Source organism: Phycisphaeraceae bacterium (assembly GCA_019636555.1).
Classification (GTDB): Bacteria; Planctomycetota; Phycisphaerae; order Phycisphaerales; family UBA1924; genus JAFEBO01.
In genome coordinates this window covers 3,124,258-3,136,599 of sequence record JAHBXH010000001.1, presented here as the reverse complement: position 1 = coordinate 3,136,599, position 12,342 = coordinate 3,124,258, and the positions used below count along the sequence as shown (strand labels likewise).

The window sequence follows — 12,342 nt, the reverse complement described above, 5'->3', positions numbered from 1 at the left end:
GATGGTTGTTTCTCAGTCCACCGCCGAGAGTCAGGCCGCCAGCGGGCGTCCGGTTGTTCTTTGTCAGAACCTGACGAAGGTCTTCAAGGACTTCTGGCTGCGTCAGAACGCGCGGGCGGTCGAGAATCTCTCGTTTGAGATCCGTCCGCGCGAGGTGTTCGGGTTGCTGGGGCCGAACGGATCCGGCAAATCGACGACGATCAAGATCATCTTGGGGCTTCTCCGCCCGACGAGCGGCAGGATCGCGGTCTTCGGGAAGCCGCCGACGGACGTGGCGGTGAAGAGGCGCATCGGTTACCTGCCGGAAGAGTCGTACCTCTACCAGTTCTTGAATGCCCGTGAGACGCTGAACTACTACGCGAAGCTCTTTCAGCTCGACTACCGCACGAGGCAGCGACGCATCGATGAACTGATCGACATGGTCGGGCTTGCGGGGGCTCAGTTCCGCCCGGTGCGCGACTATTCGAAGGGGATGCAGCGGCGAATCGGCATCGCGCAGGCGCTGATCAACGACCCCGATTTTCTCGTGCTCGACGAGCCCACGACCGGTCTCGATCCCGTCGGAACGCGCCAGGTCAAAGACCTGATCATCGAGCTCGGCCGGCGGGGCAAAACCATCCTGCTTTCAAGCCATTTGCTCGCGGACGTGGAGGATTGCGTCCACCGGATGGTCGTGCTGTACGGCGGCCAGAAGCGCGAGGAAGGCACCTGCGACTCGCTTCTTGAAGTCGAAGATCGAACCACGATCGAAACCGACACGCTCGACGAAGACACCGTCGCGGAAATCGACGCGGTCATCCGTCGGCGGACGGCGGGGAGCAAGAGCATCCGCCGCGTTTCGCATCCGCGCCAATCGCTCGAAGAATATTTTCTTCAGATCGTGGAGAAGGCGCGATCGAGTCATGTCGCGACATCGGGCGCTCAGTCGGGAGGCCCGACCGCGGCGTTCCTGCTCGGGGAAGAATCGCGCGCGTCGGGCGATCAATTGATCGAGCAGTTGACCGCGCAGTCCGCGCCAGAACCTCCCGCGGCCGCCGTTGTTCACCCGGCCGTGCGTGCGGAGCAAGTTCGCCCGAGCGGGCCGGACGCCGACATCATCGGTGCGCTGACGTCGTCAGAGTCGTCGGAGCACGGACCGTCGTTGCCGACGCGCGCAGAGCAGCCGGCCGAGCCGAGATCCGAACCGAACACAAAGCCAGGTAGGCCTCCGGAAGCGGTCGACACCGACATCATTTCGCGTCTCACGGGCGAAGAAGGCGATTCGACGGGGAGGCAAAGCCCGTGACGTTCGGGGAACGCATCCGCGCACTCGACCGGCTTCAAAAATCGAAGCTGTTCAAGCTGATCGCGACGGGAGTCGTGGCGTTCGCCTGTCTTTCGGGGCTGATCACCTATTCGGTCTTGCACAAGATCGAAGCGCCCCGGCTCGAATACCAAGCGCCGCCTCCGGAAGAATCACCGGCCGCCGTCGATTCCGGCGCCGGTGGAGAATCGAGCCCGGTTGTCAAGAACGACATCCCGACGGCGGAAGATTCCAACGCACAGATGGCGGTGCGAGCGATCAACTCGGTTCTCGCGCGCAAGGCGGAGACGATGCAGATCATCGCTCCGGTCGTCGGCGCTGCGCTGTTCGCGATCCTCGTCATCTGGCTCGGGCTCGGGCTTTCCTACACGGCGATCACTCTCGCGCTCGTAGGGGCGTTCTTTGCAGGTTCGCTCTTCCCCTCTATCCGGACGTGGGTGCTCTTTGTCATCGGGGCGGGAGCCCTCTGGGCGGTTTTCCTCGCGCTGGTTGCGGCGTGCCGCGTTCTGCTTTCTGCGCCGCACCAGGTCTTCTCGATCGCAAGGAACACGCTCGATCAGGCCGTTCGAATGAAGATATCCGCGGTCTTTGTCGTGTTGCTGGTTCTGCTCCTGGCGGCGCTGCCGTTGCTGCTCGATCCGAATCAGGCCCTTCGCTATCGGGTGCAGAGCTTTCTTCAGTATGGCACGGGGCTCTCCTACACCATCATCGCGGTCTTGACGGTGCTTTTCTCGGTATACACGGTCGCGACCGAGCAGCGGGACCGGGTCATCTGGCAAACGGTCACCAAGCCGGTTGCTGCGTGGCAGTACGTGCTCGGGAAATGGCTCGGCGTGGTGACGCTCTCGGCGGTCTTGCTCGGGGTCACCGGGTGCGCGGTCTTTTTGTTCACCGAATACCTGCGGGCAAGCCCCGCGCAGGGCGAACGAGAAGCTTTTGTGACTTCGGACGGGACGATCATGTCGCCGGATCGTCGCATTCTGGAGACGCAGGTGCTGACCGCGCGCGTCACCGAGTATCCCGAACTGCCGGCGCTGGACGAAAAGGCGATCACCGAGAGTGTCGAAGCACGAGTCAAGGCCGAGCAGCACAACCGGCCCAATTTCGGTTCCGACCCGGCCGACCGCGAGGGCGCGCGGGCGGATCTGATCCGCGCGATCAATATCGAGTATCGGACAATCGAGCCCGGGCGTGACCGCGTGTTCGCGTTCACGGGTCTCAAGAGCGCCCGAGACCGCGGCGTGCCGATCATTTTGCGTTTCCGCCCCGAGTCGGGAAGCAACCGGCCCGATCTCCAGTATCTTCTCACGTTTCTCTTTCCCGCCAACGGAACTTCCGTCGTCGAGAAAGTCGCGCTCGCGCAGAGTCACAGCATCACGCTCAGTCCGAGCGTGATCAATGACGAAGGCGTGCTGATCGTCAGCATCGTCAACGGTGATTTCTTCAATCGGATTCCCAACCCGAGCGCGACATTTTTCGCGCTCGACGCCCTGGAAGTCTCGTATGCCGCGGGCAGCTACCGCGTGAACTTCATCCGGGTCTTCGCCGTGTTGTGGTTGAAGACGGCGTTCGTGGCCATGGCGGGGGTCTTCGCCGGCACTTTCCTGTCATTCTCCGTGGCGACGTTGACGGCCTTCGGGATATTCCTCGTCGCCGAGAGTGCTGGATTTATCCAGAATGCTCTCGAGAATTGGAACATTACGGACAACAAGGGTCACGACATCGCGTTCTTCTGGGTGATCGACAAGATCGCGAACGGTGTTTCAGCACCGTTCCGGTTCTATGCCGATCTGCGCCCGGCGCAGCGGCTCGTGGACGGGGTCCTTCTGCCGTGGTCGAGCGTCGCGACCGGGGGAGTTCTCCTGATTCTGCTGGTCGTCATTTTGTTCGTCATCGGGTCGCTGATCTTCCGCTCGCGCGAACTCGCCATCTACTCGGGTAACTAGAGAGAGTGGCCTTCCACCATGACACGGTTCACACCAGCCAAGATCGTCGCCCTTCTCTGCGTTCTGCTCGCCGCGGCGGGAAGCGTCGTGTTCTCGGTTCAGATGGCGTCGGTCGCGAGCCGGAACAAGCTGGCGTACACCGATCGCGTCGAGGAAGGGCAGCCGCCGGAAGTGGCGCTCGGGATCGCGCTCGGCGCGTTCCGCGGCGTGTTCGTCAATTTCCTCTGGATCCGGGCGAACGACTTGAAGCAGGAAGGCAAGTTCTTCGAGCTGAATCAATTGGCGGAAGCCATCACCCGGCTCCAGCCTCGGTTCCCGCGCGTGTGGGTCTTTCACGCCTGGAACATGGCGTACAACATCTCGGTTTCGACGCAGACCCGCGCCGAACGCTGGTACTGGGTTCAGAAAGGCATCCAGCTCCTGCGCAACAAGGGCATCGTCGCGAACCCGAACGACATGCTCCTGCACAAGGAGCTCGCCTGGATTTTCCTCCACAAGATCGGGGGCATCACCGATGATGCCAATCGCTACTACAAGATGAAACTGGCCGAGGAGTGGACCACCGTACTCGGGCAGCCTCCCGCGCGTGACTTCAAGGATCGCTCGCGCGAGCACGCGATCGAACAGACGGTCGCATTCCTTCAGCCGATCGCCGATGCGCCGCGCGATCTGAGCGCGGTCATCGAGAAGACCCCATCGGTCCAAACGCTTTTGGATCGGATCGTGGCAGATGTCGGCGACCACGGGGCGATAGGTTCCGATTCGCAGGCAAATGCGGAGAACGTCATGACGTTGCTCCGGCGCTACGAGCTGATCCAGGCCGTGCTCCGTTCGTCGAGCGGCAAGATCGCCGAAGCATCCATGAGCGCTCGCATGAAGGCGATGCTCGCGCTCGTACGCGACCCGGCGCTCAAGTCCGCGTGGGACGCGTACCTGCCTTTCGCTCGCCGGTACATCCTCGAAACCAGCTACAACATGGAGCCGGGCCAGATGATCCGCTTCGTGCGGAAGTACGGGCCGATCGACTGGCGCGTCCCCGCATCGCACGCGCTCTACTGGTCGGCGCAGGGGGTCGAGCGAGGTCTCTTGCGCGCGACGGCACGATCGGAAAAAGACTTTGACTTCACCAACACCGATCGCATCGTGATCCAGGCCGTTCAGGACCTGTATCGCTACGGGCAGATCTACTTTGACTATCTGGGTTTCAACGTCGGCGCCGCCGAAATGTACCTCGAGATTCCCGATCCGAGCTTTGCGCAAACGTACGCCGACATCATGCAGGAGCTCGTGGGGCGCAGCAAGTGGGACACCGCGGATCGTGCGTACACCATGTATGCCGCCGGATACGAGAACTTCTTCACCGACGTCATCCTGTATTTCTACCGGCTGGGCATGAAGGACGTGGCCGAGAAGTACTACCGCCACCTCGCCACATGGGGCGGGATGAACCTGAACGATCCGGACCGGCCCCGCAAGTTCAGCGTGCCGCTCGAGGACTTCGTTCAGGCCCAACTCGCCGATCGCCAGCGATCACCCAATGTTGCGGTTTCCGAAGTGACGGCGTCCCTGATCGGCGCGTTCACGGCGCTGCTCGCGGGTGACGACGAGCAATTCCGCAGCCAGATGGATTACGCGGCGCAGTCGCACGCGTACTTCATGAAGAATCAGCGCAACGCCAGCGCCGTCGACACCGCGAACGCCCGCATGGACATCATGGAGCCGGATTTCCGGATTCAGGCGGGAGCGACGTTTGTGCAGTTCATGAGCATGCTCGGGCTCGACGAGGCCGCGGCGGTCTTTAAGGCAGCGCCCGACGACCTCCGCCGGTTTGCCTACGACCTCGTGGTCGAGCGGTTCCGCGATCCGCAGGACAAGAGCCTCGCGGTCAACGGCGAAAGGTTCGACAATCTCTTTGTCGAGCCGCCGGGGATGGCGGAGCATCGCGCGATGATCGAGGACTATCGCAAGCGGAAGTCGCGGCAGAATGTCCAAGAACTCGAGCAGAAATAAGTTTGGACCTATGAGCGTTTGAGGGCCTCGAGCGCCGCACGATATCTGCCGATTGTGCCGCGGACGACCTCCGCCGGAAGTTGGGGTCCGGGACTCTGCTTGTTCCATGTTCCGGAATCCACGAGAGTTTCGAGGTACTCGCGAAGAAACTGCTTGTCGAAGCTCTTCTGGGGGCGTCCGGGCTCGTACTGATCCGCCGGCCAGAACCGCGAGCTGTCGGGGGTAAGCGCTTCGTCGACGAGCATCGGGCTCGAGTCGGTCGGTTCCCCATCCGTCCCAAGCGGGATACCGAACTCGAACTTCGTGTCCGCGATGAGAATTCCACGTGCCGCGGCATGCTCGCTGGCGGCGAGATAAATCCTGATGGAAGTATCGCGCAAAGTTTCGAGAACCCGCCTGCCCACAAGCTCGGCAGCGCGATCAAAGGTCACGTTTTCATCGTGTTTCCCGAATTCTTCCTTCGTGGCCGGCGTGAATATTGGTTCGGGAAGCCGATCGCACTGACGCAGCCCGGAAGGAAGCTGCACGCCGCAGACCGCCCCGGATTCGTGGTATTCCTTCCACCCCGAACCTTCCAAATAGCCGCGGACGACGCATTCGATCGGTATCACCCTGCACTTTCGTGCGATGGTGCTCCGTCCCTCGAGGTCGGAGGGCTTCAACCCCGAGCCTCGAAATGCCTCGTCGGGTATTCCGGCGATTTCCGAGGAAATCAAGTGCGTTCGCGCGAGCCCCTTTTCGGCGATCATTCGAAGCCAGAAAGTCGAGAGTTCGGTGAGGATCACGCCCTTGCCGGCGAGGGGCGTCGGCATGACGACGTCGAACGCCGAGATCCGGTCCGTTGCGATGATCAAGAGCCGCGGCCCCATCGAGTCCGGCGGCAGGTCGTAGACGTCGCGTACCTTGCCCGAGCGTTTGCCGGGAAGATCGAGGTCGGTGCAGGTAACAGGCCGTTCCGTTGAATGTGGCATGAAAGCGGTGGGAGGCAGAATCGTGCAGTGAAGGGAGAATACCCGACTGGCGGCGGGGCTGGGAACCCGAAAGGTTACACGCCGGAAATCTCGCGAGTCGCGGCCGATGCGACGTACACTCCTCGCTCGTTTCACCCGAACGAAGAAAGCGGGAGCCTGCGCCGGAATGTTCAGCTTTGCCGTCTTCGATTCCGCAGGACTCCCGAGAACCAGCTTCGAGCTGCGCGGCGAGCATCTCATTGGGAATGACGACATGCCGGCTCAGGCGGAAATCCGCTTCGAGAACGGCTTGCTCATCTGCACCAAGCAGGGTCCCGAGGCCGCGGGCATCAGCCTGCTTGTGGATGTGCCGGCGCCACCCGCCGTTCCCCCCTCACCCCCCTCACCCGGTGTGCCCGGGCTCCCGGCACCGGTGCCTTCGCTCGGACAGTTGATGCTGCGGACTTGCTTCCTGCCCAAGCGGGAGGAGCCGTACCTGCTCAGCCTTGAACTTGCGCGCCACCGCATCATGCTCACCCTCAACAAGCTGGAGGAGTGGGGAATGTTCGAGCTTGCGCCCGATCACCCCGCGCTCGTCCAGCTCGAAGCGGCGCGGCTCAAGTTCGGTGAAGCGTTGGTCGCGGACCGGTCCGGTTCGGTTTCGGCCGGAGGTTCCGCTCAGCCGAGCGCCCGTGCGTGGGCCGACAAGCTCGCCTGGGAAGCGCTGGCCATCGCCCTCGACGTTTCCGAAAAGCTGAGCCTGATGAACGCGATGCGCGAGATGCCCGGGCGTCTGACCGGTCAGGTCTTCGAAGACGCGAAGGCGCGCTACACGAAGCTGATCGGGGATCCGCCGCCGGCCGGCCAGCACGTGGTTGTGCCGGGAATGGGAACCGCTGTGGTCCCGGGCGCGCCGCAGATCGGCATCGCAATCAACCCCGGGCAGTTTTCGGAGCCTCTCGTCAAGGCGGCGACGGCTTTCGATTTCTTGCAAATGCCGGTTCGATGGAGCGACCTCGAACCCGTTGAAGGAAAACTGAGCTTCGGCGCGACCGATCGCTGGATCGAATGGGCGGTACGCAACGCGAAGAAGACAGTGAACGCCGGTCCCATTCTCGACTTGCGAGCCGCGTGCTTGCCCGAATGGATTTACATCTGGGAAAACGATTACGAAACGCTTCGCGACATGATGGTTGAGCACATCACGCAGGTCGTAACGCGCTACCGGCGAACGGTGACGCGCTGGACGGTGTGCTCCGGGCTGCATGTCAACTCGAACGTCAAGTTGAGCTACGAACAGATCATGGATCTCACCAAGGTCTGCATCCTGTTGACAAAGAAGATCCATCCGCAGGGGAAAATCCTCGTTGAGATTCAGGAGCCCTGGGGTGAGTACTTCGCACACGACCGCAAGAGTTTGCCCCCGACTTTCTACGCCGAGAGCGTGCTGAACCTGGGGCTGGGCGTGGACGGGCTGGGCCTGCGGCTGCAAATCGGCGCGCCAGTTTCGGGGCAATCGGCGCGCGATCTGATGATGATCTCGAGCCTGATCGACCGCTACGCGGCGATGGAGCGCCCATTGCACATCACCGCGGTGGGCGCGCCGAGCGCTCCGATTTCGATTTCCGCTTCCGACACGAAAACCGCGGCTGACGAGGACGAGCAGGTAGTCATTTCCGCGCGAGAGCACGCTGCGGGCCGCTGGCGCTCCCCCTGGTCCGAAGGTGTGCAGGCCGATTGGCTGGCCGACGTCATTTCGATACTAGTTTCAAAGCCGAGCGTGCAGAGCATCTGCTGGCAGGACTTGGCCGACGCTCCGCCGAGCGCGCGGTCGCCCGAAATGCCGTTCGGCGGCATCCTGAACACGGCGGGAGCGCCCAAGGCCTCCGGGCAGAGGCTGGCGCAACTGCTCCAAACGCTGCGGGAAGGCAAGGCGCCCGCGCTGTAGTCACAATTCGGTATTCTTTTCGGCCATGGGCGGAAAGCCGACCGACGTGATCGAAGACTGGACCTATGGACCTGTCCGCTGGATCGGGGCCGGATTGGTTGTTGGTGCCGCGACCGTCGGACTCGCGTGGTCGGTCTCGGCACGCCGCGTCCCGGCGGGGACGCCGCCACCGATTCAGCCCGTTCTCGCGAGTGAGCACAAAGCTGAGGTTCAGGCTGCGGCGAAGCCTGAGCCGGGACGGGCTTCGTCGCCGAAGCCGATCGTGACCGAATTGCCTCCTCGCGATGCGCCGGTCATGACGCAATTGCAAGCATCGCCGGTCAAGGAAGAGCCGGTCGCGAGCGCGAAGAAAGGGCCGATCAACGTCAACACGGCGACGGCTGCGGAATTGGAATCGCTCCCGGGAATCGGGCCCGGCCTGGCGGCACGCATCGTGGAAGATCGCGAGAAGAACGGTCGGTACAAAGCGGTGAAAGACCTCGATCGGGTTCGAGGAATCGGTCCGAAACTTCTCGAAAAAGTCCGGCCGTTTGTTGTGGTTGACTGATTCGCCGCTTTGCGCGAAGAAACCGTCCGTTCGCAGCGCGGGTTGCCGGGCGGTGGTAGCATCTGGCAACTTGCATGCGTCCGACCGGCCGGGCGAGCGTCTCGCTCGGGCGGCACGCGCCTGCGCGCTCGGGAAAAATCGGTTGGCAAAGAAGAGCGAAAGAACGGCGGGGCAGGCCAGTGACCCGGACGCGACGAGCGTTCTTTCGCGTGCGCGCACAGATCCGGCGACAGCGCGTCTCGCGGCGGTGCTGGCTCAAGGAAAGCGTGTGGTCGCGTCGGGCTCGAGCGGCTCGTCGACAACTTTGCTCGCCGCGGCACTCGCTAGCGAGTTGTCACGCCCGATCGTGCTCGTCTGTGCGCACCTGGACGACGCGGACGAATCGTTCGATGAACTGCGCGGGCTGGGGGCCTTCGCGCTCAGACTTCCGGCGCTCGAATCGCTTCCTGCGGACGGCGCGGCCGTCCCCGATGCCCTCGCCGAGCGGCTCGCCGTCGTGCGCGAGATTTCGGGCGTGCGCCCGGATCGGCCCGCGGTCGTCGTTGCGCCGATCCAGGCACTCATGCAGGGCGTCCATCCAGCCGCGAAGCTCGCGGCGGTTTCGAGAGCCGTTCGAAGGGACGAACAGATTTCGCCGACAGCGCTCATCGCTTGGCTCGACAACGCCGGCTACTCGCGGGTTGAAGCGATTGAAGAAGCAGGCGATTTTGCGGTCCGCGGCGGGATCATCGACATCTTTCCGGCAGGCGATTCCGCGAGCCCCGTCCGCTTCGACTTTTTCGGCGATCAGATCGAACGGATCAACGAAATCGATATCGGAACCATGGGCGCCGATCGGGCGATCGACTCGGCGCATCTCGTCGCGGCGGACGTCAAGCTCGCACTCCCGGGAGATGACGCGCTCAATTTTCTTCAGTTGATTCCGCCCGAGTCGGTCGCGTTGTTGCACGAGACGATGGAAGTGGTGGAGCAGGGGCGCGGGTACTACGAAAGACTCAGCGATTCCAAGGGTTTCTTCGGTCCGCCGGCGGTGCTCAAGATTCTCGAGTCACGGTTTCACGCGATCGCCGAGATCAATCAGTTTTCGGCGGGTGCGGGCGCGGCAGATGTACGGATCGATCTTCCAGTGCGTGCGCTCGACGCGTTCGATCGCGAGGCGACAGTCGCCGTCAGCGAACTTATCGCGATGACCACCGAGCCGATGCGGTGCACCGTGACGGTTTTCTGCCAGAACGAGGGCGAGGAGCAGCGGTTGAAGGAATTGCTCGCCGCGGCAGAAAAGGAGCCGGAGCGGCCAATCCAATCGCGGATCGAATACCTGCACCGCGGATTCATCTGGGGCGAAACCGAACCTGCCGCATTCGTGCCTTACCACGAATTACTAAACCGCTTCACCGTTCGCCGCAAGGCGACTCGACTGCGCAGCAGCCGCGCCCTCGACACCTTTCTCGATTTTCAGCCCGGCGACTTTGTCGTGCACCAGGATCACGGCATCGCGAAGTTCATCGGGCTCACGCAGCAGCGGCCGCGCGAGATTGCCCGGCGCAGCGAGACCGCGCTCGCCAACATGGAAGGCCGCAAGGTCAAGGAGCCGGAACTCGAGGAGTTTCTCACGCTCGAGTTCGCAGGGAACGCCAAGCTGCACGTTCCGGCGACCCAGATCGATCTCGTTCAGAAGTACGTCGGCGGATTCGGGGGAAAGCCGACACTGAGCACGCTGGGCGGTCAGCGCTGGAAGGGTCAGAAGGAGCGGACGAGCGAGAGCGTGAAGGACCTTGCCGCGGAGATGATGCGGGTTCGCGCCGCACGCGAGGCGATGCCGGGCGTGGCGTTCCCCGGCGACACGCCGTGGCAGAGCGAGTTTGAAGAGGAGTTTCCGTATGAGGAAACCGAAGATCAGTTGAGTGGGCTCAAGCTGATCAAGCAGGACATGAGCAAGCACCGCCCGATGGATCGCCTCATCTGCGGCGACGTCGGCTTTGGAAAAACCGAGCTCGCGATCCGCGCCGCGTTTAAGGCGGTGGAGTTCGGCAAGCAGGTTGCGGTGCTGGTTCCCACAACCGTGCTTGCGGAACAGCACGAGCGCACCTTCCGGCAGCGCTTCGCCGGATACCCCTTCAAAGTCGAGAGTCTGAGCCGCTTCAAGACCGACGCCGAAGCAAAGGAAATCCTTGAGAAAGTCAAGAAAGGCCAGATCGATGTCATCATCGGGACGCATCGCATCCTGAGCAAGGACGTCGTCTTCGCGGATCTCGGCCTGGTTGTCATCGACGAAGAGCAGCGGTTCGGCGTCGAGCACAAGGAGAGCCTGCTCCGGCTGCGGCTGACCGTCGATGTGCTCACACTGAGCGCGACGCCGATCCCGCGCACGCTGCACATGGCGATGCTCGGCATCCGCGACATCTCCTCGCTCACGACGCCCCCGCTCGACCGGCGCGCGATCGTCACCGAAGTGATCCCGTACAACGAGCGGCGGATCCAGCAGGCGATCGCGCGAGAACTCTCCCGCGACGGGCAGATCTTTTTCGTTCACAATCGCGTGCACGACATCAAAAGCGTCGCGGACAACGTGCAGAAGATGGCGCCCGATGCCAGAATCCTGATCGGTCACGGCCAGATGAACCCGCACGAACTCGAGCAGGTCATGCTGAAGTTCATGCGCGGTCCGAGCAAGGACGGCGGCGCCGACATTCTCGTCAGCACCACCATCATCGAGTCGGGCATCGATATCCCGACGGCGAACACGATGGTGATCAACGATGCAGATCGCTTCGGCCTTGCCGAACTCCACCAATTGCGAGGGCGCGTCGGCCGTTCCAAAAACCGGGGCTACTGCTATCTGCTCCTGCCCCCCGAGCGCAGCGTCAACGACATCGCCCGCAAGCGTCTCCGCGCGATCGAGCAGTACTCAATGCTCGGCGCCGGGTTCAAGATCGCGATGCGCGATCTCGAGATCAGGGGCGCGGGCAACATTTTGGGGGCCGAACAATCGGGACATATTGCCGCGGTCGGCTACGACATGTACTGCCGCCTGCTCGAGGATGCGGTGCACGAACTCAAGAACGAGAAGCCTCCGGAAAAACCCAGCACCGTCTCGATCGAGATCGGGCTCTCGGCGAGCATCCCCAAGCCGTACATCCCGAGCGACCAGCGCCGCCTCGAGGCGTACCGGCGCATCGCGACCGCTTCGACCCGCGAGCAGCTCGAGCAGGTGAAAGCCGACCTCACGAGCGCGTACGGCGAACCGCCGAAGCAGGTGAATCGGCTGCTTTTCATGTCCGAGCTCCGCATCGCGGCGGTCGCTCTCGGAGTGAAGTCAATCAGCGTGCGCGAGAAGGATGTGATTTTCAAAGCCTCTCGCGCGAAAGAACTCGCCGAACGCCTCGCCCGCACGCCTCCGGAACTGGCAAAGGCGGGCAAGGCGCTACAGGTGAGCGTGACGGTTCTACCCGCAAAGACCGGCGCGAAGACTCTCGGCGGCGGCATCGCCGTGAGCGATGAACTGGCCGAGGTCTACTTTCGACCTCCCGAGAAGTATCTGGAGCCGGAGACGCTGCTCAGTGTCTTGCGGAAACGGCTGCAGGGCTGAATGCCGCTGTGCTCTTTCGGAAGTTTCGCACGCCTCGATCGGGAACTCG

The 12,342-nt window shown here is 62.8% G+C and carries 7 protein-coding genes; 6 read left to right on the top strand and 1 reads right to left on the bottom strand.

Annotation, left to right across the window (positions count from 1 at the left end):
* Position 1 precedes the first annotated feature (1 nt).
* The 3 genes from KF691_13495 to KF691_13485 are packed head-to-tail and all read left to right on the top strand — an operon-like array spanning position 2 to position 5,259.
* On the top strand, positions 2 to 1,285 hold the full coding sequence (locus KF691_13495) for an ABC transporter ATP-binding protein (protein ID MBX3390458.1): 1,284 nt from the start codon (positions 2 to 4) through the stop codon (positions 1,283 to 1,285).
* Positions 1,282 to 3,249 carry a hypothetical protein gene (locus KF691_13490; protein ID MBX3390457.1) on the top strand — a complete coding sequence of 656 codons (1,968 nt, stop codon included), beginning with the start codon at positions 1,282 to 1,284 and terminating at the stop codon, positions 3,247 to 3,249. Before KF691_13495 ends, KF691_13490 begins: the two co-directional genes overlap by 4 nt.
* An 18-nt stretch (positions 3,250 to 3,267) precedes the next feature.
* Positions 3,268 to 5,259 carry a hypothetical protein gene (locus KF691_13485; GenBank protein ID MBX3390456.1) on the top strand — a complete coding sequence of 664 codons (1,992 nt, stop codon included), beginning with the start codon at positions 3,268 to 3,270 and terminating at the stop codon, positions 5,257 to 5,259.
* 8 nt (positions 5,260 to 5,267) lie between these two features.
* Here KF691_13485 and KF691_13480 read toward each other — a convergent pair whose 3' ends face one another.
* On the bottom strand, positions 5,268 to 6,230 hold the full coding sequence (locus tag KF691_13480; protein ID MBX3390455.1) for a phosphoribosylaminoimidazolesuccinocarboxamide synthase: 963 nt from the start codon (positions 6,228 to 6,230) through the stop codon (positions 5,268 to 5,270).
* A 166-nt stretch (positions 6,231 to 6,396) separates the two neighbouring features.
* On the opposite strand from KF691_13480, the gene KF691_13475 reads away from it, so the two are divergent.
* The 3 genes from KF691_13475 to mfd all read left to right on the top strand — a co-directional run bounded on the left by KF691_13475 (position 6,397) and on the right by mfd (position 12,293).
* A complete protein-coding gene (locus tag KF691_13475; protein MBX3390454.1) occupies positions 6,397 to 8,157 on the top strand; it encodes an endo-1,4-beta-xylanase in 1,761 nt (586 codons plus the stop codon).
* A 25-nt stretch (positions 8,158 to 8,182) separates the two neighbouring features.
* Positions 8,183 to 8,704 carry a helix-hairpin-helix domain-containing protein gene (locus tag KF691_13470; protein ID MBX3390453.1) on the top strand — a complete coding sequence of 174 codons (522 nt, stop codon included), beginning with the start codon at positions 8,183 to 8,185 and terminating at the stop codon, positions 8,702 to 8,704.
* Between the two features lie 142 nt (positions 8,705 to 8,846).
* The gene (mfd, locus tag KF691_13465) at positions 8,847 to 12,293 is read left to right on the top strand and encodes a transcription-repair coupling factor (GenBank protein MBX3390452.1); all 3,447 of its coding nucleotides are present in this window, start codon (positions 8,847 to 8,849) and stop codon (positions 12,291 to 12,293) included.
* Positions 12,294 to 12,342: the final 49 nt, after the last annotated feature.

What these genes read in the sequence shown, in the direction of transcription:
- KF691_13495 (MBX3390458.1), top strand. Translation starts at nt 2, where the DNA reads ATGGTTGTTTCTCAGTCCACCGCCGAGAGTCAGGCCGCCAGCGGGCGT.
- KF691_13485 (MBX3390456.1), top strand. Translation starts at nt 3,268, where the DNA reads ATGACACGGTTCACACCAGCCAAGATCGTCGCCCTTCTCTGCGTTCTG.
- KF691_13480 (MBX3390455.1), bottom strand. Translation starts at nt 6,230, where the DNA reads ATGCCACATTCAACGGAACGGCCTGTTACCTGCACCGACCTCGATCTT.
- KF691_13475 (MBX3390454.1), top strand. Translation starts at nt 6,397, where the DNA reads ATGTTCAGCTTTGCCGTCTTCGATTCCGCAGGACTCCCGAGAACCAGC.
- KF691_13470 (MBX3390453.1), top strand. Translation starts at nt 8,183, where the DNA reads ATGGGCGGAAAGCCGACCGACGTGATCGAAGACTGGACCTATGGACCT.